Raw genomic sequence first — 19,850 nt, 5'->3', positions numbered from 1 at the left:
GCGGCAGGTGCGCGAAGCACTCCGCACTGCCGAAACCATGATGCCGCCGAGTGGGGACGCAGAGGATCTGCTGGCCGCACTATCGAAGGCGCGGCGCAGGACCATGACCCTGCTCGTCGCTCCCTTGATGTCGTCGGTCTCCGGGTTGCTGATCTCGACCGACCAGGCGGACTACGTCGTCGTCTCCGAAGGCGCTTCCCCGGAGAGACTCTGTGCGATCGTGTGCCACGAGGTCGCCCACACACTGCTCGGGCACGACCACAGCGACTCGCTCAGCTCAGACCTGCTTGAATCGGGCCTCTTGAAGGGCCTGGATGCCGGGCTTGCCAAGTCAGTTGTGGCTGCTCGAAACGCATATGACCACACGTCGGAGGCAGACGCAGAGACTGTGGCGACGTACATCTCTACCGAACTGCGCCGCAGAGTAATGAGAGGTGGCCACACCTACTACGATAACCTCTGGTGGTGAGGCATGACGGCGGACTGGGCTTACATCGTAGCTGCCCTATGCTCCACAGTTCTTGGGGTAGAAAGGCAATGGCGCCTTCGCGACGAAACGGTGACTTTAACCCAGCGAGCTATCGTAGTTTCACTATTTGCAGTCGGAATCGGCGGTGTCGCCTACGGCACAATGCCGTTCACTGCACACCTATGGAATGTCGGCAGTCTAGTTTGGCATATTGCCGCAAGCGTCCTTATCGGCGCACTCGAGATTATTTTCCTGACACTTAGATCCGAGCAGGTCGACAACGTCGCCTTGCGTCGAGTAGCGATCCGCGCTGGACTGGTCTCATTGCTACTGCTAGCTGCTTGGGCGACCACCCTGAACGATCGGCCGGAGGATGCAATCGCCACCCAACCCGGCCAACATGACTTTTCTTCCGTGGTGAACCTGATCATATTCCCGGCGCATGCCATTTGGGGGCTCGCCCAGGGGGTGAGGTCAAGCATCCGCCGCATTCCCAAGGATTTCAACCGGAGACCTATTAGCACGTTCGCCCTCGCCATGGTGGCGACCGGCCTGACCGGGTTCATTGCGATAAATTCGATCCTGATCATCCAATTGAACCTAGGGGTGACGTCCAACAAAGAAAGCATCCTTGCATTCTCGCCCGTAGCGCTAGGGGTCTGTGTCTCCGGAGCAGTGCTACTCGCCATAGGCGAGCGCCTCCACGAGGAACTCTCTGCCCGCCTCCAGCTTGCCCAGCTGAAGCCGCTGTGGAGTCGCATGATCGAGCTCTCGCCACACGACGTCCACCTCCCGGTGCAACACCTGCCCACGCCTGCACGCCTACAACGGGCATACGTGGAGATCTCCGACGCGATCTGCACTCTTCGCCTCGACGCCGAGGACTGCCATGACCTTGGTTCCGTTGTATCAGCCTTGCGTCGCGGCGATGTCTCTGAGGACGCCATGGCGCCCACGCTCTCGCAGGCTCTGCCGGCTCGAAGTACGCGTCGAGAGGACCTAGAGCTCATCGGAGCCCTAGCCAAGGCATACCGGCAGGTTCCTCGGGAGCGCGCAGATGTTCACGTTGATCACCCTGGAGGCACCACACGTCCCATGTCGAGGCGACCTTAGCAAGGAGGTATTGCAGCCATCCGGTCGGCGGTTTGGTCGGGTTGGCCATCTCGGCGCTTTCTCATGGGTCTCGTGGCTCAGCGGGGAGCCATCGGTAGGTAGAAGGCCCCGCTGGGGATGTCGGCGCGGATGCGAAGCGCGGTGCGCTCGAGCGCGCCCCACGACTCTCTGGCGTGGTGGCCGCAGAGGTAGATGGGGCCGTCGGCGTAGACCGCCTTGACCTTCGCCTTCGCCGTCGGGCAACGGTCACAGGTCGCCAGTTCCGATGCGACGGACGGTGTGTGCCCGAACAGTGTGTCGGCTCGTCGAGGCGGCACCGACAGGGGCGTCGCTCGGATGGCCGTGTGCTGCGTCGTGGTGCTCATGTCGCTCCAGTGGGCGGACCGGGGCTCCAGTAGGACGTCCGGTCCGCCCACCACCCGGTCATCGGATGCCGGCGTCGCTCTGTTCCATCGCGCTACGCAGGTCGTCGCGCATCGTCAGTGCGGCGATGAGGATTCCGGCGCCGTGGGAGAGGCACTGAGCGGCGATCAGCGCGAAGGGCACGGCGGCATCGGGGATCCCGAGATCGATGCCGATCGGGCCCAGAATCTTGGCGAAGGGCCCGCTGCCGGCGGACAGCAGGTTCCCGATGGGGTACCGGAGATCGAACCGATCTGCACGGCGGAGTCCGCGGCCGTGGTCGTACTCGGCGCCGAAGACGATCACCACCGAGATCGCGGAGACGGCGAGGGCGATGCCGGCGAAGCGCCCGGACAGGGGCACGAGAAGGACGGCGAGCCCGAGGAGCGCCGAGGAGATCGTGATGAAGCACGAGACGATGCGGCGAGTCTCGATGTGGCGGAGCTGGAAGGTCAGGAGTTCGATGTAGTGAGTCATGCCCACACCGTGCCGCTCGCGAACAGGATCCCACTCCGTCATCCGTGCAGGTCACAGGAGCGCGAGTGAACAGTGCGTCCCGAGCCGTCCTTCGTCAGCGCATGGTCGCGGCCTCTCGCACGACATCCCCGCGGGTGACATAGCCGTCGTCCTCGACGCGGGCGTAGGCATCGATAACCGCGTTGTCCTGGATGACGGCGCGCTCCCCTACGTCGGCCGCGTGACCGGCTTCGACTCCATGGCCGACCCGGGCGCCGTCGCTGATCACCGACCCGTTCAGACGCGAGAAGTCCCCGACGGTGACGCTGTTGCCGACTTCGGTCCGTGCGCCGGCCACGACACTGGGCCCGAGCTCGGATGCGTCCCCGATGATCGACCCTTCCCCCAGCCGCACCCCAGGGTGCAGCACTGCGCGGTCGAGCACTTCACACCCGGCGTCGATCTGCGTGGAGACCTCCTCCTCGTAGCGGCCGGACGGCCCCTCGATACGGGTCTCCTCACCGATCTCGACTCCGTCCTGGACGTCGACAACGCCCGTCAGGGAGGTGGCCGGGCCGATCGCGATGGCCCCGTCCAATTCGCAGGGCCGAGTGCCGCCGCTGATCTTCACCCCCTCTCCCGCGGACAACTCGCCCGTGATGATCGCATTGGTGATCGTCACCTTGTCGCCGATGCAGGTGTCGTCAGCGAACCGTGACCGCTGGTCGGCCTCGATCTTCACCCCGTCGCCGACCTCGATGGAGTCACCCCAGGTGGCGCCGCCCAGCAGCCGCGTGCGGGATCCGACCTCGAGCTCTCGACCGAAGGTCCCCTCCAGGCGGCTGCGGGTGCCGACAGTCGCGCCGTCGGAGATCGAGGACTCGGCGTGGATCTCGGAGCCGGTACCGATGGTGACCTGCTCGCCGATCTGCGCCGAATGGCGGATGGTTGACCGGTCCTTCAGGGTGGAGCTCTCGCCGATCGCGACGGACTGGTCGATGGTCGCCTGGGCACCGATGCGGGTGTACGGCTCGATCTGCGTGTCGCGCCCGATACGCGTTTCCTCCCCGACGCTAGCCTCCTCCCCGACCACGGTCCCGGTGTCGAGGAAGCATCGCGACTGCAGGGTCACCCCGTCGCGCAGGATCACCCCGTCCCCGAGAGCCACGGCTTCAGCGAGGCGCGCGTCCTTCTCGATCACGCTGCCGGCGCCGATGGTGGACCCGTCCGCGATCGCAGTGCCCTGTCCGATGCTCACATCCGGGCCGATCGTGACGTCGGCGCCGATGACGGCATCGTCACCGATCTGCACGCGATCCCCGACCTGGGCGCTCGGATCGATTGAGACATCCTCGCCGATGCTTGCCTCGAGGCTGGTCTGGGGCGTCGCCACGTCTAGCTCGGCCTCACCGCGCGAGACAGAACCGAACTCACCCTTGTTGCCAGCCTCCCCGGTGTCGCGCTTGCGGATCTTCGGCGCCTTCGTCGCGGCCATGAGTGCTCCCTCTTCTCTCGTGACGGACTCACGAGGGGAAGTGGGCGGGAACGTTCTTTCGCGGGACCGCCGCGTCAGGAACGCTCACGCCTCAGCTGCGCCGCTTTCGTCGTTGCCCATGTCTCACGAGGAACCGTCACGCTTCGCACCGCTCGGGCGAAACCGACCAGGGTGGCTACGACACACAGCATCCGGGCCCCGATCGCGTGGACCGGGTCCGGGATGAGGGCTTGCATCGGCCAGCCGACCACGATGTGCAGCTCGACCATGAGGACGGCGCCGGCCATGGCCACCCATCCGTGGAAACGTGCCGTCTGCTCGAAGTCCACCGGAGCCCACATACGGATGATCGACGAACCCATGACGCCGGAGCAGCACGAGAACGTCACCACCAAGCCGACGAAGCCGAGGAACCCCTCGGACCCGAGGTACAGGAGAAAGACCTCCGGGACAACCCGGGCGAAGCTGACGAGGTCCAGGACCAGAAATGCCGCGAAAGATGCCGCGATGAGCGTGAGGGCGCCATCTGGATCGGCGAAGAACCCGTAGCCGTCGGGATGGATCCTGCGTCTCCAGCTCATGCCTGTGCCATCCTTCCGCGCGCCGTCGATCGCGTAGCCAGTGGGCGTAGCAGGGCCGTCACAGGACGAGGAGCGTCATTGCCACGAGCTGGGCTCGTCCATGCCGTGTTCGCGGCCGCGGATCGGGATGAGGAACTCGACGTCCTCGGTGGCCAGCTCCGCGTCAGGCAATCCACTGTCGCCTCGTTCGATGAGGCCGAAGTGTTCGTTGTACGGGATCATGCTGCGGTCCACGGTGGACCACTCCTGGTCGTACGTGTCGGCGAGGTCGTCGTCGATCGCGTGGACACTGCCGTCGGCGTGGATCCAGCGCAAGCCTCGCAGGCTGTCCTCGGGGCGCTCCGGGGGATCGTAGTCCGGCTCCGAAGCGATGCCGATGGCGATGGCGGCTTCCGGGGCGTTCTCGGATGCGCGTCGGCTCATCTCGTCGATGACCAATCCGTTCGCCTCGACGCTGAGCGTCTCGTACTTCGCGAACGCGGCATTGCTCTCCGTGACCTTGTCGCGGTACCGCTGCTCGAAGTCGTCTCCCCCGGCCGGAGGCATCACCTCGACGGAAGCCTCCGACCTGGACATGGCCCCGAACTGCCCGCCGTTGCCGGTCTCCCCAGTATCCTTCTTCCGCAGCTTCGCCGTAGGCTCTGTCATTGTTCGCTCCTCTTCATCGTGATCACGCCTCCCCGGGGGAAGTGGGCGGGGTCCGCCCAGGTCATCCCTCCGTGCTCAGCCCTGACGCGCCTGAGCAGATTCAGGTCGCCTCGGGCCCTTACAGCTCGCCCTGACCAGCGCGTACGGGCGCGCCGCGGCCCTGGGATCGACTTCGCGACGAATCAGTAGGCCTCTGCGGCGCGAAGGGCGGATCGTCGCGCCCCTGCAATACGCATCAGCGACACCCCCAGGGAGACCACGAGGACCACGAGGATCCCGCTGAGGGAGAGACCGACCGCCGGGCCCGCGCAGGCTATGGCCATCATCAACCACGTCGCCACAGTGGGCAGGAGATGAGATGCACTCCAGCGGAGGTTCCACCCGAAGTCCGGTCGCCCGTGCTGGCGGGGACTCCACCTGGTGACGATGCATGTCGTGGTGTCATGCAGGCGGAGCCACAGGTCTGCCACCAGGACTACCGACGCAGCGGCGATTCCAAACACTTTGGCTGCAGTGGGATCCGGCATCACCAGTAGCGGAATGCCGCCAAGGAGAACCATCTTCAGCGGATACATCACCCGCTCGCCTAGCGCTCCGAGGGGACCCTCGAGCTCGGGAACATCGCGGATGAGTGCCCGAGCTCCCACCATGAGGACGACGGCCCCGGAGAGCGCGAGGTAGAACGGCGGCGAGGAGGAGGGGAACACCTCAGGAAGGCTCACGGTCAGGCTCAGGGCATAGGCGTACAGAGCCAGAAACCCGGCGTGCAGAAGCAGGTAGAGGATGCGGAAAGCGCCGTCGCGCATGATGGATCTCCTCGGTAGTGATCGGACTTCACTCGTGCCAGTGGGCGGTGCGCCACCTCGATATGCACCCACGGGACCGAATCGGAACCCGGCGAGGGCCTACGCCAGCTCCTTGCAGTTGGCCTCGAGCTGCTTGAGCAGCGTGTAGTCGTCGCGGGTCACCGAGAGGTCGTACTCGGCCAGCACGTGCACGTACGCCGCGGCGTACCGGCACTCGACGGTGTCGCCGGGGGCGTCCCAGTGCGGATACCACTCGGAGATCGAGTCATCACTCTTGGACGTGTTCGCCGGTCCATCGACCGCCACCAAGTTCGACGGATCGTTGGCGAACCGCTCGCGCTTCTCGTCGCTCCACTGTTCGGCGCCGGAGTACCAGGCATCCCCGAGCGAGACGATGTGGTCGATCTCGACATCCTCGCTCAGGTTCCCCTCGATCGTTGTGCCGGTGTACGGGTCATGCAGCGTGCCATCGGCGATCTCGCAATCGGCCCCGTCCTCATAGGTGACGTCCACAAGGTCACGGGCGAGAATATCGTTGCGAGTGTCGCAAGAATTTTCATCGACATCGAGCCAGCTGGAGCCGAACTCGTCGCGCTCATAGTCGTCGTCGGAGCGGTCCTGTTCCTCGATGTCCAAGCTGGCCAGCTCCTGCGGATCGATCGTCGTTGGCCCACTGTCCAGCCAGGCGCTCTGCCCCGCTGCTTCAGCCTGGGTGGTGATCGGCAGTCCGTCTCGAAGCGTCTCGAAGATCTGGCGCAGCTCGGTTCGGTGGCCCGTCGCGAACCACACCATGGCCGTAATGGCCGCGGCCAGAACGGCGAGGGACCAGAGGCGGTAGAGACGGGATGTCTTGGTGCGCGAGCTCATGCTTCCTCCAGTGGGCGACCATCTACTTTCGCAGGACCCCATGTCGTGCGACGGCGACCGCGGATCGCTCAGTTCTCGAGGTAGTTCTCATCCCCGTCGGCCTCGAACGCCTCGGCCAGGCGCGGGACCTTCTCGGCGAAGTAGGACCGGGTGAGTTCATCCAGGCGCTGCTTCTCCTCGAGTGACGTCGTGCCGTGCTTCTCGGCGAGAGTGCGGGCGATCTCCGGGCGCATCCGTGCACGCCACGCTGCACGGGCATCCTCGTCGCGTCGTACGCCCTCGAACTCCGGTAGCACCTCGGCCGCGGTCGCCTTGAGGTTGATGGCATCACCCAGACCCCTCTGCCAGGCACCTTCGGCATCCTTCTCGGTGGAGATGACCTCGCGCATCACACCAACATTGCCGAGGTCCTCCTCGAACCGCAGCGGCTTGCCGTTCTTCGACACGGCGGCGGCCAGCTTCTCCTCGCGCTTGCGGGCACGCTTCTCGGCCGGGGTCAGCTTCGCGAAAGCCTCCTTCTTCTCGCGAGCCTTCTGCGCGGCGACCTCGTCCGGGGTGAACATCTTCGTCGGCAAGGAACCGGCATCCCCCACGGGAGCCGATGGGTAGCAGGTGGTGCAGGCGCGGTGTCCAGCGTCCTTCACGATCGAGTCCTCGTCGGCGCCGGAGTACCCGGTCATCCACGCGTACTGAGTCGAAGGTCGGCACGTCGAGCAGCCCATGCTCGAGTGCACATGGCCGTTCGCGTTGGCCACGAGGAAGGCGCGGTTCCAGCCGCCCCGGATCCGGAACGCCTCTTCCAGGCCGTCGGTCTGCTCCCGGGCACGCTCGACCTCCTCCTGGGACGCCTCCGCATCGTGCAAGGGTGTCCGCACCCGTGCCCCAGTTGCCTCGGACGCGCCACCACCATCGGCGAGGGTTACCCACTCACGTGCTGCCTCGAGGATCTGCTGGTCGCTCTTGCCCCAGGTGGCGCCGGGCTTCCTGCGGTCGCCGACGGCGCGATGCAGCACATCGAGATGGAACCTCAGGCGCGAGTGGGCCCTTGCCAGTTCCTTGGCAGTTGTCGCCGCGTGCTCGTCGAAGTTGACAGGATCGGCGGTACGCACATCGAAACCGAACCGTTCGACCAGGGCCGTTCCCGTGGGGTCGTCCGTTCCGGGGTGCGAGGCGACGTGCACCTCAGCGTCCCCGCGAACGATCGTCCCGAACTCGCCCTGGTTGCCTTTCTCGCCGGTGTCCCTCTTGCGCACGATGCCCGTCACGGTGCCCTCCCGCTGGTAGTTGCTCATCCGGGACAGTGGGCGGGGCCAGTCCGTGGCGGGACACCTCTGCCCGATCGCGCTGACGAACGCTGCGCCCAGCAGCTTTCACTCCGTGAGCAGGACGCGGTCCGTACTTTCCCTAGCGGGCGCTGCGACGAGCGTCGCCGTCAGCTGCGCGGTGTGACTGTCGAACATCTCGGCGTCCCCGGTGCCCCATGGAGCTCGGCTCGTTCGATCGCGGGCTTCGAGCAGCACCTGAACCAGCTCGACCGGGGTCAGAACCATGTGGCCCGCATCGTCGCTCGAGGTCACCGACACTTCTCCGCTGGTGGCGTGGATGACCGTGACAACCCGGACGTCACCCCAGCCTGCCCGGCCAAGAAGGACGGCCGCCGCCGGCATCGAGGAGGGCCGCACGCTGCCGTCCGGGGCGATGATCACGTCGTCGGCCCCTCGTCGGTACTCCCCTCCCTTCCATGCCTTGGAGTCGATGACGAACAGTTCGCGGCCGATCACCACTACGTGGTCGATGTCCGCTCGGGAAGATTCCGGGAAGCGCAGGGAGTGAAAGACCCCCACGCGGCTCATCCCCGAGAGCCAGGTCCCCAGCAGCTCGGCGGTGCGGCGCTCCCCCGCGATCCCGAACTTCTCCGCGCCTCCGAACACGTCCTGGCCGACCCGGTTCGCGCCAACACATCCCAGCTCAGTGAACGCGCTGTACCCGGCAGCATCGCGGGCGGCATCTCGGGGCCCGGGCAGCTGCACGCGGAACGCGCCGAGGACCGTCACCGCGACAACAGGCAACGCAATCGCCACCGCGAGCAGCCATGGCGAGGAGCCGATGAGCAGCGGCGCAAGGAAGGCCGTCGCTGTGACTGCGACGACGGGGATGACCTCGAGAAGCCGCTGACGTCGACGACGTCGCCTGCACGCCTCACGGACCGGCGCCAGGGCCAGTTGCCGGACGCGGGAGACCGCGTAGAGCTCGGCGTCGCCGGCGGTGGATTGACGGCACAGCACGCGCAGCTGACGCAATCGCTCGAGGACCTCGTGGTCTGGGCGCGTTGCCGCCAGCGGAGGGAATGTCGTCTCGGCCGTGGTCCCGCGGATGACGTCGGGAGGGATCGCGACCTGTCGCGGGTCGGACAGCGGTTCCTCCTCGGGTACCGGCAGCCGCCCGATCGCAACCCACTCCCACAGCAGGACCGGCGTGGCGGCAATCGTCGCGCCGACGAGCATCACCAGAGCCTGGAACGTGCCGTGGCCGGTGATCTGGTGGGTGATCAGCAGTCCGAGCGCCGAGGCGGCGGCCGTCCTCGCGACGAGCACCGCTCCGTTCGCGGGCGAGAGCTCCTGGGGTATGCCCGTGCTCGTCAGGTCGGTGCTCACGCGGCCGCCGTGAGCTCGGGCCGCTGGGCTGCAGGGATCTTCGCCAGCAGGCATCCGGCAACGCACATGACGGCCACCAGGGTGCCGCCGGCGTGGTCGTGCGAGACCATCTGCGCGATGCCAGCGGCCTCGAGGATCCGGGACAGTCCCCGGTGCTCGCCGTAGTCACGCACGGCGATGCAGTCATCCCCCATGGCGAGACCGAAGGCCCTGACGGGAATCGTCAACGGAGCGATCGGGGCTCCCCCGGTGACGAGGAACAGGGCGATCTCTCCCTGGGCGTTGCGGGTGCCTGCCAGGTCGGCCCGGCCGATGCCAAGGGTCCTGGAGACGGCGGAGACGTCACGGTGGATCGTTCGCATCGGAACCTGCTCCTCACCGACGGGCCCCTCCCGTCACGAACTGGAAGTGGGCGGGAGAGCCTCTCCGCGGGACGGGGCGGCTCGCCGGCGGATCCCGACACTCCCCCACCCATCGCGAACTAGGGCATCCGTGCAGGCCATGGACGGTTCTTGGGCATCTTCGACGGGTCGCCCCACCCCGGCCCGTACGCGCTCCACCCATCGAACCTGCGGGTCAGGCCCCAGATACCCCCATCCCTTACACACCACACCTATCTCTTATAGAGAAAGTGGTGTGTGTGTTAAGGGGATCTGTTCACACATCCCCTATACGTGTCCTATTGCCCGGTGGGATGTAGGGAATGAGGGTATTCACGGTCCGACCAGCACGAACACTGCTCGCTTCGCGTCGGGATCGCGGGGAACGGGGGTGGAGCAGCGGGGTCCGCCCCCATCAACGCCGCGTCTTCACGCCGAGCCGTCCCGTGGTGACAGATATCCGCCCACTGCGTTAGCGATGACCACAGGAGGAGCCATGGCCGACAAGTTCACCACCACCACAGGAGCAGACGCACGACTCGAGGCTGCCGCTGATGGGATCGCCCGTCTCCTCGGCCGCGACACCACCGACGAGGACTGGGACCTCGCCCACGCCGCCCTGATGAGCGCCTGTAACGTTGAGCTTCACCGACAAGGAGCAGCGATGAACAACCTGCACCAGGACCTGCTCGAGGTGCTAGAGCGGCATAGCATTGGTTGGTCCCTCAGCGAGGTCATGGACGCCCTCGATACGGCAGGCGCGTTCGAGAAGACCTGGGCGGAGGGTGACGATGATTGACTTTCCTGCTACCGCTCAGAAGCCCCCTGTCGCCAAACTCGAAGCTGCCGCACGGGTGCTCAACACAGCGGGTTGGACCTGCCACAGCGGGTACCACGAACCCGAGCAGTTCGACGAGTGCAGCGAATGTCGACGAGTCTGCACCGACATCGCCCGCGCCGCTCTCGTCGCCGCGAGCCAGGCCCGCTGACCCCCAACAATTGCCCACGGGGCACCGAGCGCACAGTCTCTCGGCCTAGCTCCGGCTCGAAGACCCCGGAGCCGTGGGCTGGCACAGTACGCCCTGACAAACCCCAGTCCGCGCACGCCGGACGGGGATCCGAATCCGAACGGTGGAGAGCCTGATATGAATCTGACCCCCGCCCAGCGAGACCAGATCGCCGGGGACGCTGCCGCGCGCTACGAAGCTGGAGAGGGCTGGGAGCAGATCGGCGCGAGCTACGGCATCACCGGCGGTCACGTCCGTCGCCTCACCACTGCCCGCCACGACATCACCTACCGCCGCTGGGGCCAGCAGCCGGTCGCCGACGTCGACGAGGTCCTCAGGCGCCGCAAGGACGGACAGACTCTCGATCAGATCGCTCGAGCACTCGAGTGCTCACGCCAGGCCATCCGGACCGCTCTCGAGGCCGCCCAGCGCGCCCCCGCGACCCGATACCCCCGCCTGTCCCGCCGGCGCGCGCCCACCGACGACGAGCTCGCAGAGATCCGCGGACTGTACGAGGCCTGCCCGCAAGCACCCCGTGCCCGCGCAGGAGCGCGCCACGTCCGTGGGGAGGAAGGGCGAGTCCTGGCTGAGGCATGCCGTGCGCTGGTCGATGACGGCGTTCCGATGGCCGCCCTCTCCCATGCACTCGGACGAGGCCCCACCTGGGTCCACTGGCTCCTCAGCTGCCACGACCTTCGACCAGACCCCCACCCGAGCCGGACCACGTCGAGGCGAACCCGAAGGTAGCCGAGCAGCCTGCCTCCGGATCGGGCGGCCCCTGTAGCTCTGTCCATAGCCCAGAATCCGGGGACCGAGGTCAGCTCGCCGCCAGGCTCCAGCGCTCGGGGAACGTGCGCGGGACGATGCTCAACGTATCGGGCATGCCACGCTGCTCCATCTGGCTCCGCACTCGTCCACTCCAGAAGGCCGTGGGTTCGATCAGTTGGACCCACCGTGCGCCGCGGAGATCGACGAGCTGGTGGATCAGCTCCTGCGCCACCGACAGCGACGATGCCTCCATCGCCGAGCAGTCGATGAGCGCCGCGTCGATTGGACCACCGGCCGCGAGGCACCGCGCGGTCTCTCGCGATCCCGATAGGCGCGGCATCGTGACGACGGACGTCGCCAGAACCTGGATTCCAGAGTCGACCTCGATGGCGCTCACGAGACGGCCACCGATGCGTCATCAACGACGCGCTCCGAGTCGGACCACTCGTGGACTACGCGCACGATCCCGGCCTCGCGATGTCTGCCGCCCACCGGGAGGTCGTAGACCAGTCCTCCACCGTCCACCCGGTGCTGCGCGCGCATCACCGACGCCGCGGCCTCCAGGTCCCAGCCCGGCCAGTCGCTCCCCCGAGTCTCCGTGCGCTCGCCTTTGAAGACGGTGGTGATCTTCAGGTGGGTGGTCATCGTCGGTCCCTCCTTGCGTCGGTGCCTTCACCGACCCAGTGGGCGACTGGCGATGCTCGCAGGACGCGCATCCCGCGCTAACTTCCCTAGACGCGGTGAGGCTCCTCGAGCTTGCAAACACGCTCATCAGGCCCCACCGCTCGCGACTCGCTGCAGAACGGCACCCGTTCTCGCTTTCCTCTGCTTCCCGTAGCGAGCTGTGTGCCGCCGGACCGAGAGCTTCGTCAGCGTTCGCCCCAGTCGCTACCTCGAGACGGGAAGTGCCGCGAAGCGCCGGGACGGACCCCACGACGTCCTACGTCGCCTAGGCGTGCCCGCATCCACGCGGGTGGATGCGGCGGCTCAGTCCTGGTGCCCATAACCGAGCAAGGTGTATCCACTGCCGGGCAGCGGCACGGTGTACCTGGCGTCGCACTGGCTGCGGACCTGTTGCATGAAGTGGGCGAGCTCCTGCGGTAGCAGCAGGCAGTTCTTGATGCTGTAGGTGCGGTACTCCAGTGGCTGATCGGTGGTGGTCCAGTCGTGGTACGTGAGATCGAACGTGATCGAGTCGGCGGTGGTGGCCAGAACGCTGACGCTGGACGAGAGGGCTCCGAGGTCAGCCTCCTCATAGGACAGGAGGCCCCCACTTCGGGGATCTACGAGGTATCCCTCGTAGCCTGTCTCGTGCAGGTACCGATCGTAGATCTGGCCCTCCTGGTCGGTTGGAAACTCCTGCTCGTGGATCTGGTCCAGGGACGAGCTCATCCAGTCGTAGGGGAGGCGCGGGACGGTGAGGGACGGCGTTCGGCGGGGTGCACGGTCGGCCATGGCGGGGCTCCTTTGTTCTATGCCTTCACAGTTGTGCGGCTCGGCGCCCAGTGCCGAGCCCAGTGACGCAATTCGAAATCGGTCGGACACGAAAGTGGCCCTCGCTGCGACCGGCGGTGAACCCGCCTCCGACATGGTTCAGGCGGCGACCGCGCGGGCCATCGGAACGAGCGAACCGCCGTCGATGCTGCCGCCGATGTAGTGCCGGGTCTGGCCGCTCGCGTGTTGCGTGCGCGCGACGATCTGCGCGTTGAGATCGCCGAAGGATCCCCGGAAGTAGTAGGTCTGGACCCCTCCGTGGTTCCTCACCACGATGCCGAAGTGCCCCGGCGGGATCTGGTCGCCAGCGAAGGCGCCGTCGAGGCTGACGTCGATCGCATCGGTGCGGACTTGCCCGTAGGTCGCTGCGCCTCGTGACGGTCGCGCGGCCACCGGGGCCGTGCTGACGCTGGTGGTCGTCATCGCTTGCTCCTTCCCGATGCGCCGGCTTCTCCGGCGTCATGGGTCCAGTGGGCGAGGAGGCAACATGGCGGGACGCTCAGCCGAGCGTGTGAGAGCCCAGGGAATCCGGCCTCTTGCCGACGAGCGTTGAGCCGGTGACCCCGCCGATGCCCCACGCCCACACGAGCGCGAAGCCCCAATCAGCCAGGCCTACTGATTCGGCCATGGGGAGCAGATACGTGTAAAGGCCCAGACTCGCCACTCCGAGTAGGAACGCTGCGACGATGCCGACGCTGGTCTTGCCGACTCGCAGTACCCGGAATGCGGGTTCGCTGGCCGCTGCGTCGAGTCGCGGGAGCGTGCGGGCACGCACGGCGAGTGCAGCCATGCTTAGCACCCCGATGAGGACGACGAGCCCCATCGTCCAGCGCCAACCGGCGCTCTGGCCGATGAGCATCCCGAGTGGCACACCTGCGACGGTGCCGGTGGAGAGCCCGAACGTCACCATGGCCATCGCACGACCACGCTCCTGGTCGGAGACCATCGCGGCAGCAGTGGCGGTCGCAACCGCGGTGAGGATGCCTGCCCCCGCGCCGGCGATCACTCGTGCGGCGAGGAACACCTCAACACCTGGTGCAATCGTGGTGATCAGGTTGCCGAGGTTGAACACGCCAAGCGCAAGCAGGAGTGCTCGCGCGGTGCTACCCCGAGCGAGCCGCCCGGACAACAACGGCCCGGCGACCGCGTAGGCGGCGGTGAATGCGGTGACGCCCAGGCCAATCATTGCCACCGTGGTCGCCAGAGAGTCCGCGATCTGCGGCAAGATCCCTGCCAGGACGTAGGCGTCGATCCCGAGCGCGACCGCGGCGACCACCAAGGGCCAAACCTTGCGGATCATGCCTCGTCCTCATCCTCAGTCTCAGACACGGCGTGTTCGTAGCTAGAGAGCACCGTGTTCAACAGGCCGGGAAACCGCTGCTCAAGATCGTCGGTACGCAGCTTGATCATGCACTTGCGTCCCTCGCCGCGGACGAACACCACGCCCGACTCACGCAGCAGGCTGGTGTGATGGGTGAGGGTGGAGCGTGGCAGGTCGGGGCCGAGATCGATACTGTCCACCTCACCCCGCTCGGCGAGCATCCGCACCATGTTCAGCCGCAATGGCTCACTGAGGGCGAATAGCACGCGCGGGATCACGATCTCGTCAGGGTCAGGGTGTTCGTAGCTGCGTGGGGGCACCATCGGATCCAATCGTTCGAAAATAGTCGCACATTGTTCGTGCGATGATTCTCGCACGATTGGGTCGTGCGACTCAAGTCGAGTCGATCACTGGGCTCAGTTTCGCGCTCCAGCAGGCAGGGTTTGCCCCCGCCCGTAGTGCCAGCCACCGCGCCGCCCAGCACAGCGATGTCGAGAGGGCCGACAGGTGGCGAGTAGAGTGATGAAACCTGGAATCAAGCCGATCTAGACGCAACTACTTTCGCGTCCCTACGGTGCGCTTTCCTCTATATGGCGCTACGGCACCGCATCCACACCATCTATGGTGATGGCGTTTGACACGGCAAGGCGATTTGGTACAGTAGATGCATGCACACACACCTACAGGTCTCCGGCTCCGCTCTCACGAGTGGCGCGAGCCAGTCCTGGTCGCGGGTGGCGGCGTTCGCCTCGGCCGTGGATGCGAGCCTGGACAAATGGCTGGCAGACACTTACCGGACCGGGCTCACCGAATACCGTGCCCTGACCTTGCTGAGCCAGGCCTCTGACAAGGAGCTGCGCATCGCTGTTCTCGCGCAGCGTGTCGGGCTGACCTCGACCTCGACCACGCGACTGGTGAGCCGGCTGGAAGCCAAGGGTCTTGCACGTCGCGACGTGTGCCAGGACGACGGCCGGGGCGTCTACGCCGTGATCGACGAGCCGGGCGAGGCACTGCTGCGCGAAGTCCGCGACCCCTACGAGGCGCGCGTGCATGACCTGCTGAGCAACCCTGCGAAGCACTTCCCCCACCTCGACGCCGGCGCCATCGCCGGAGCGATCAAGGAGGTGGGCGCACTCGTAACCCTGTGACGCTCACGGCACCATGCTGTGAGCGTATTTCTTTACCCCATTTAGTGCATGTACACACACCTATACGAGAGAGGATGATCCCTATGACGACCCAGATCGACGTGTTCGTGGACTACGTCTGCCCGTTCTGCTTCCTGGTGGAGCCGGCGATCGAGGAGCTGAAGCGCGACCGGGATGTGGAGGTGACGATCCGCCCGTTCGAACTGCGCCCCGACTCGGTGCCCACGCTCAGGCCGGAGGACGAGTACCTGCCGCGTGTGTGGAAACAGTCGGTGTATCCGATGTCCGACCGCGTTGGCGTGCCGATGACGCTGCCCTCGATCTCGCCGCAGCCACGTACCGAGAAAGCGTTCATGGTGCTCCAGCTCGCGCAGGAGCGCGGTCTTGCTGAGGTGTACACGGAGGCGATGTTCTCCGCGTTCTTCCAGCAGGATCGCAACATCGGCCTCAACGAGGTCATGGTCGACGTGGCCACCTCAGTCGGCCTCGACCGAGCCGAGGTCGAGGAGGCACTGAACAGCGACGAGCGCCGTCAGCGGCAGCGCGCCGATCAGGCCTACGCGGTGAACACGGTCGGGATCGACTCGGTGCCCGGCATCGTGGTCGAGGGTCAGGTGCTGCTCGGGGTGCCGTCCGCGACCCGGCTGAAGAAGGTCATCGACGACCTCACCGAGCGTAAGGCCGCCTCCGCCCTGGGGCAGTCGTGAGCGCCGACGCTGCCGGGCTCACGTCGGTGATGGTGCAGGCGGTGGATGCCTGCGCCGAGCATGTCGACGCGGGAGGGCTCCCGTTCGTCGGCGTCGTGGTGAACGCCGCGGGTGAGGCGATGTCCGGGTTCGGCGTGAACCGGGTGGCCGAGACCGGAGACCCGATGTCGCACGCCGAGGTCGTCGCCATGCGCGACGCCATGACCCGGCACGGCCTCGACACCCTCGCCGGCTGCATCCTGCTGGCGACCGGCGAGCCGTGCGGCCTGTGCTATCAGTACGCGATCGACCACGGCATCGACACCATTGATGTGGCCGTCAACCGGGACGAGGTCGCAGACTTCGGCTTCGACTATCGATCGAGCTATCCCGCGCTCGGCATCACCGACGCCAAGCGTGCCGAGCTGTTCCGGCCACTACCGGTTCCTCGCGGCACCGACCCATTCACCCACTACCTCCACTTGCATCTTTCCGGTCACGCAGTCGCGGGGCCGGGCGCCGTATCGAAAGGAACATCATCATGAGCTGGCTCTACCTCGCCGTTGCCGTCGTCTTCGAGGTCGCCGTCGGCATCTCGGCTGGCAAGGCCAACGGATTCAAGCACCTCTGGTGGACAATCGCCACCCTCATCAGCGGCGCGATCGCCACCTTCTTCCTCAGCCTCGCCCTCCTGACGTTCGATGTCGGCGTCGGCTACGCCCTCTGGACCTCGCTCGCTGGCGTCGGGATCGTCATCGTCGGCGCGCTCTTCCTCTCCCAGAAGCTCACCTGGAAGAAGTTCCTCGGCATCGTCGTCGTGATCGGCGGCGTCGTCGGTCTCAACCTCGCAGGCACCGCCTGAATCCCGGCCCGCACATTCTTGAAAGGAAACCCGTATGACTACAACAACCACCACTGCCGCCCCCGTCCAGACCGAGAAGAAGGGAGGGGCGTGGATCGCGCTGCTGATCGCCGGCGGCTTCGAGGTCGGCTACGCCCTCAGCGTCAACGGCAGCGCCGGGTTCACCAACCCGCTCTGGTCGGCCATTGCGGTCGTATTCTTCCTATTTACGCTGTTCTTCCTCAGCGTCGCGCTGAAAAAGATCGACGTCGGCATCGGCTACGCCGTCTGGGCCGGCATCGGCACCATCGGCGCCGCCGTACTCGGGCCGGTGTTCTTCGATGAGACCCTGACCTGGATCAAGGCATTCTGGCTCGCAGTGATCATCGCCGGAGTCATCTGGCTCAAACTCGCCGACAGCCCAAAGCTCGACTCCAAGACGCAGGCGGCAAACTGAGCGCAGCCGTGTCCACGACGTCACCCTGGGCTCCGCCCGTCGTATCGCATGGACGACGGGCGGAGCCTTCGCCCCGCGAAGTACACTGAAACAGCCAATCAAGACCGGACTACTTTCACGCCCGCGCGGGGTTCTTCCTGCCCAGAGTAGCGGCTTCTCAGGCCCGTCGTTTTCTTGACGGAGAAGCCGACTGCGTATGAGCGCAGCCTGCCCCCGATGACCGTTGAGAGAACGGATTCACTGGGATGAGAACTTGCGGCGCTGCCCTGTGCCATCGGTTGAGGAGTCGATGAGACCTTGGAGCGTCTCTCTGGTGCTGACGAGATCCGCAATTTGAGAATCGTAGGCGTGTAGATGGTCGACGAGCAGAGGCACAGCACAGGGTTCCAAACGGCCGGGGTCGTGAATGCAGCCGAGCAGTTCGCTGATCGCGCGAGTGGGCAGCCCCGCTGCCAGCAGCATCCTGATGTAACGGACCTGGTCTGCAACGGCGGGATCGAAGAGACGTTGCCCCGATGAGGAGCGTGCCGCTTCGATGAGGCCTTGGTTCTCGTAGTACCGCAGCATCCGCGGGCTCGCGCCGGTATGCGCCGCTAGTTCGCCGACGCGGAGCAGTCGCTTGTCTTCCAGAAGACTTGCCCTTGCCACTAGCGTCAACTCCTACGGTCGTCTCATGTCCCTCTCGATCACTCATCTCAATGGTAGTCGCGCGACCGCCTCGGACCTGGCTCCGTTGGCATTCGCCGGCTACGCCCACTTCACCGCCCCCGGATGTCCGAAGTCGTGGCTACTATTCGGCCGTGACCCCCTACTGCCGCTCGAAGCGGTTTGCAGACTCCCCCGCCGGACGGCGCCGGATGACCCATGCCCGAGTCGCGCGATGATGGATGATCGCCTTCGGGAAATGCGCGCCGCGGTGCACAAGCGCACGGCCGACGAGTACGTCCGGCCGACAGGTGAGAGGCGAATGTCCAGCTGGGAGACTGCTCGGTCCATCTCGATCGGAGATCGCCGGGATTTCAGTGAGCGGCCACTGTCATGGATGGGCGTGCGTGGCACCAAGTTCCACGACCCGGCCCTCTTGTTTCATGCGCCCGGCACGTGGCACGAGGTGTGGGGAGAGCTGGTCCCCGAACCGTTCAATCCAGCCGACGATCATGCCCTTGCCGTCGACCTCGATGGGATACGCCTGGGCTACGCCTCCGCCAGATACGCCTACTACGCCCATCCCTACGTCGCTGCGCTCAATGGCCAAGGAGACGGGGTGTTCGTGCCACTGCAGTATCGCTGCGACTACGACCGGTACTTGGAGGCGTTGATCGCTAGCGCTTTCGTCGCACTGCCGACGTTCGAGGAGTTCGAGAAGCTCTTCCCCGACGACGACTCCTATCTTGAGCTGCTCGCGCCGTTGTGGGACGCGCTAGACGACGACGTACGCGCACAGATTGCGCGAGACAGGTTCCACCTGACCGAGGAGACCCTCGCTGCGATGATCGAGCTGCGACACCTCGCGCCGACCGCCGGCATCCCCTACCTGCCGAGGGTGCACGCCATCCCGCCCGGTGTCGACCATTTCCTCCATCAGAAAAGGCTCGAGGCCGATGCGGCAGCGGCCCGAGCACGTGAACAGCGCAACCGACGAACCGTCTCGCTGTTCAAGGAGGGGTGGCGGCAGGCCGACATCGCGCGCGAGCTGGGCGTGTCCTCCTCCACCATCGCGAAAACACTGAGGAACGCCGGCGTCGACACCAGCGCCAAGCGAGAGCCTCCCGAGCAACGCGTCCATGGCGAGAAGATTCTCCGGCTCATCAACGATGGCCGGACGCGCCGCGAGATCACCGCAGAGCTCGGCGTCTCGGCGTACACCGTCGACAAGGTGGCGAAGGAGCACGGCGTCACGATCCGCTCGGAAGCTGGGCTGAACGACTACACAAGAGACAGGATGCATGAGCGCCTTGCAGTGTGCCGCCGTGCCCTCGAGCTGCAGGCGAACGGGCTGAGCCGGGCTGAGATCGCCGAGCAGCTTGGCACGAGCAAAGAGCTGACGAAGAGCTATCTGTCTGACGGGCGGTTCTTCGCGGAACCGACATCGAACATGGAACGGCTCGACATCGCGCAGGCAGTTCGGGCAAACGGCATGACGCAGGCGCAAGCGGCCGGCAACGCTGAGCGTCGCGCGATCCGGGATGCCAACATGCTCGACCTCATCGGCAAGCCATGGCTCTGAACCGAGGACCTGCCTGAGTTTGTCCCGTGG

At 66.0% G+C, this 19,850-nt stretch carries 27 protein-coding genes; 10 read left to right on the top strand and 17 right to left on the bottom strand.

Going from position 1 to position 19,850, the window contains the following annotated elements:
• The first annotated feature begins 103 nt into the window (after positions 1–103).
• Both JOF43_RS18845 and JOF43_RS18840 read left to right on the top strand, forming a co-directional pair.
• The gene (locus JOF43_RS18845) at positions 104–469 is read left to right on the top strand and encodes a hypothetical protein (protein ID WP_209904617.1); all 366 of its coding nucleotides are present in this window, start codon (positions 104–106) and stop codon (positions 467–469) included.
• Between the two features lie 3 nt (positions 470–472).
• Positions 473–1,582 carry a DUF6545 domain-containing protein gene (locus tag JOF43_RS18840; protein ID WP_209904616.1) on the top strand — a complete coding sequence of 370 codons (1,110 nt, stop codon included), beginning with the start codon at positions 473–475 and terminating at the stop codon, positions 1,580–1,582.
• Between the two features lie 77 nt (positions 1,583–1,659).
• Here the strand turns inward: JOF43_RS18840 and JOF43_RS18835 are convergent, their stop codons facing one another.
• The 10 genes from JOF43_RS18835 to JOF43_RS18790 form a co-directional block, all read right to left on the bottom strand.
• On the bottom strand, positions 1,660–1,947 hold the full coding sequence (locus tag JOF43_RS18835) for a DUF7455 domain-containing protein (protein WP_209904615.1): 288 nt from the start codon (positions 1,945–1,947) through the stop codon (positions 1,660–1,662).
• 58 nt (positions 1,948–2,005) lie between these two features.
• Positions 2,006–2,461, bottom strand: coding sequence for a hypothetical protein (locus JOF43_RS18830; protein ID WP_209904614.1), 456 nt, complete (start codon positions 2,459–2,461; stop codon positions 2,006–2,008).
• Between the two features lie 94 nt (positions 2,462–2,555).
• Positions 2,556–3,935 carry a DapH/DapD/GlmU-related protein gene (locus tag JOF43_RS18825; protein WP_209904613.1) on the bottom strand — a complete coding sequence of 460 codons (1,380 nt, stop codon included), beginning with the start codon at positions 3,933–3,935 and terminating at the stop codon, positions 2,556–2,558.
• Positions 3,936–4,009: 74 nt separating this feature from the next.
• Entirely contained in the window at positions 4,010–4,516 is a 507-nt protein-coding gene (locus JOF43_RS18820) for a hypothetical protein (RefSeq protein ID WP_209904612.1), read from the bottom strand.
• 75 nt (positions 4,517–4,591) lie between these two features.
• Positions 4,592–5,164 (bottom strand): hypothetical protein, encoded by a 573-nt coding sequence (locus tag JOF43_RS18815; RefSeq protein ID WP_209904611.1) that lies wholly within the window; start codon positions 5,162–5,164, stop codon positions 4,592–4,594.
• Between the two features lie 182 nt (positions 5,165–5,346).
• Positions 5,347–5,970: a hypothetical protein gene (locus JOF43_RS18810; RefSeq protein ID WP_209904610.1), complete on the bottom strand. Its 624-nt coding sequence runs from the start codon at positions 5,968–5,970 to the stop codon at positions 5,347–5,349.
• A 99-nt stretch (positions 5,971–6,069) separates the two neighbouring features.
• The gene (locus tag JOF43_RS18805; RefSeq protein WP_209904608.1) at positions 6,070–6,837 is read right to left on the bottom strand and encodes an HNH endonuclease family protein; all 768 of its coding nucleotides are present in this window, start codon (positions 6,835–6,837) and stop codon (positions 6,070–6,072) included.
• A 68-nt stretch (positions 6,838–6,905) separates the two neighbouring features.
• The gene (locus JOF43_RS18800; RefSeq protein ID WP_209904607.1) at positions 6,906–8,129 is read right to left on the bottom strand and encodes a hypothetical protein; all 1,224 of its coding nucleotides are present in this window, start codon (positions 8,127–8,129) and stop codon (positions 6,906–6,908) included.
• A 78-nt stretch (positions 8,130–8,207) separates the two neighbouring features.
• Positions 8,208–9,491: a nuclease-related domain-containing protein gene (locus JOF43_RS23065; RefSeq protein WP_209904605.1), complete on the bottom strand. Its 1,284-nt coding sequence runs from the start codon at positions 9,489–9,491 to the stop codon at positions 8,208–8,210.
• Complete coding sequence (locus JOF43_RS18790; RefSeq protein WP_209904603.1) at positions 9,488–9,853, bottom strand: hypothetical protein; 366 nt, start codon at positions 9,851–9,853, stop codon at positions 9,488–9,490. Before JOF43_RS18790 ends, JOF43_RS23065 begins: the two co-directional genes overlap by 4 nt.
• A 514-nt stretch (positions 9,854–10,367) precedes the next feature.
• Here JOF43_RS18790 and JOF43_RS18785 point away from each other — a divergent pair.
• Entirely contained in the window at positions 10,368–10,670 is a 303-nt protein-coding gene (locus tag JOF43_RS18785) for a hypothetical protein (RefSeq protein WP_209904601.1), read from the top strand.
• A 346-nt stretch (positions 10,671–11,016) separates the two neighbouring features.
• Positions 11,017–11,625, top strand: coding sequence for a hypothetical protein (locus tag JOF43_RS18780; protein WP_209904599.1), 609 nt, complete (start codon positions 11,017–11,019; stop codon positions 11,623–11,625).
• Positions 11,626–11,695: 70 nt separating this feature from the next.
• Here JOF43_RS18780 and JOF43_RS18775 read toward each other — a convergent pair whose 3' ends face one another.
• From JOF43_RS18775 to JOF43_RS18750, 6 genes are all read right to left on the bottom strand, one after another.
• Positions 11,696–12,043: a hypothetical protein gene (locus JOF43_RS18775; protein WP_209904597.1), complete on the bottom strand. Its 348-nt coding sequence runs from the start codon at positions 12,041–12,043 to the stop codon at positions 11,696–11,698.
• Positions 12,040–12,291 (bottom strand): hypothetical protein, encoded by a 252-nt coding sequence (locus JOF43_RS18770; RefSeq protein ID WP_209904595.1) that lies wholly within the window; start codon positions 12,289–12,291, stop codon positions 12,040–12,042. Before JOF43_RS18770 ends, JOF43_RS18775 begins: the two co-directional genes overlap by 4 nt.
• 342 nt (positions 12,292–12,633) lie before the next feature.
• The gene (locus JOF43_RS18765; RefSeq protein WP_209904593.1) at positions 12,634–13,101 is read right to left on the bottom strand and encodes a hypothetical protein; all 468 of its coding nucleotides are present in this window, start codon (positions 13,099–13,101) and stop codon (positions 12,634–12,636) included.
• Between the two features lie 138 nt (positions 13,102–13,239).
• Complete coding sequence (locus tag JOF43_RS18760; protein WP_209904590.1) at positions 13,240–13,563, bottom strand: hypothetical protein; 324 nt, start codon at positions 13,561–13,563, stop codon at positions 13,240–13,242.
• Positions 13,564–13,639: 76 nt separating this feature from the next.
• Positions 13,640–14,440, bottom strand: a complete 801-nt coding sequence (locus JOF43_RS18755) for an MFS transporter (protein WP_209904589.1) — start codon at positions 14,438–14,440, stop codon at positions 13,640–13,642.
• Complete coding sequence (locus JOF43_RS18750; RefSeq protein ID WP_209904586.1) at positions 14,437–14,784, bottom strand: ArsR/SmtB family transcription factor; 348 nt, start codon at positions 14,782–14,784, stop codon at positions 14,437–14,439. The genes JOF43_RS18755 and JOF43_RS18750 overlap by 4 nt, the downstream gene beginning before the upstream one ends.
• Positions 14,785–15,129: 345 nt before the next feature.
• Here JOF43_RS18750 and JOF43_RS18745 point away from each other — a divergent pair, with 345 nt between their 5' ends.
• The 5 genes from JOF43_RS18745 to JOF43_RS18725 all read left to right on the top strand — a co-directional run bounded on the left by JOF43_RS18745 (position 15,130) and on the right by JOF43_RS18725 (position 17,593).
• Positions 15,130–15,609, top strand: coding sequence for a MarR family winged helix-turn-helix transcriptional regulator (locus JOF43_RS18745; RefSeq protein WP_209904584.1), 480 nt, complete (start codon positions 15,130–15,132; stop codon positions 15,607–15,609).
• Positions 15,610–15,692: 83 nt separating this feature from the next.
• Positions 15,693–16,316, top strand: a complete 624-nt coding sequence (locus tag JOF43_RS18740) for a DsbA family oxidoreductase (RefSeq protein ID WP_209904582.1) — start codon at positions 15,693–15,695, stop codon at positions 16,314–16,316.
• The gene (locus JOF43_RS18735; protein ID WP_209904580.1) at positions 16,313–16,840 is read left to right on the top strand and encodes a deaminase; all 528 of its coding nucleotides are present in this window, start codon (positions 16,313–16,315) and stop codon (positions 16,838–16,840) included. Before JOF43_RS18740 ends, JOF43_RS18735 begins: the two co-directional genes overlap by 4 nt.
• The gene (locus JOF43_RS18730; protein ID WP_209904578.1) at positions 16,837–17,157 is read left to right on the top strand and encodes a DMT family transporter; all 321 of its coding nucleotides are present in this window, start codon (positions 16,837–16,839) and stop codon (positions 17,155–17,157) included. Before JOF43_RS18735 ends, JOF43_RS18730 begins: the two co-directional genes overlap by 4 nt.
• A 34-nt stretch (positions 17,158–17,191) precedes the next feature.
• Entirely contained in the window at positions 17,192–17,593 is a 402-nt protein-coding gene (locus tag JOF43_RS18725; protein ID WP_209904576.1) for a DMT family transporter, read from the top strand.
• Positions 17,594–17,830: 237 nt separating this feature from the next.
• On the opposite strand, the gene JOF43_RS18720 is transcribed toward JOF43_RS18725, so the two are convergent.
• On the bottom strand, positions 17,831–18,241 hold the full coding sequence (locus JOF43_RS18720; protein WP_209904574.1) for a MerR family transcriptional regulator: 411 nt from the start codon (positions 18,239–18,241) through the stop codon (positions 17,831–17,833).
• Between the two features lie 232 nt (positions 18,242–18,473).
• Between JOF43_RS18720 and JOF43_RS18715 the strand changes: the two genes are divergently transcribed.
• On the top strand, positions 18,474–19,820 hold the full coding sequence (locus tag JOF43_RS18715; RefSeq protein ID WP_209904572.1) for a helix-turn-helix domain-containing protein: 1,347 nt from the start codon (positions 18,474–18,476) through the stop codon (positions 19,818–19,820).
• Positions 19,821–19,850 lie beyond the last annotated feature (30 nt).

This window comes from Brachybacterium sacelli (assembly GCF_017876545.1).
Lineage (GTDB): Bacteria > Actinomycetota > Actinomycetes > Actinomycetales > Dermabacteraceae > Brachybacterium > Brachybacterium sacelli.
Note: the sequence above shows the minus strand (reverse complement) of the source record. Positions and strands in the feature narration are given on the sequence as shown.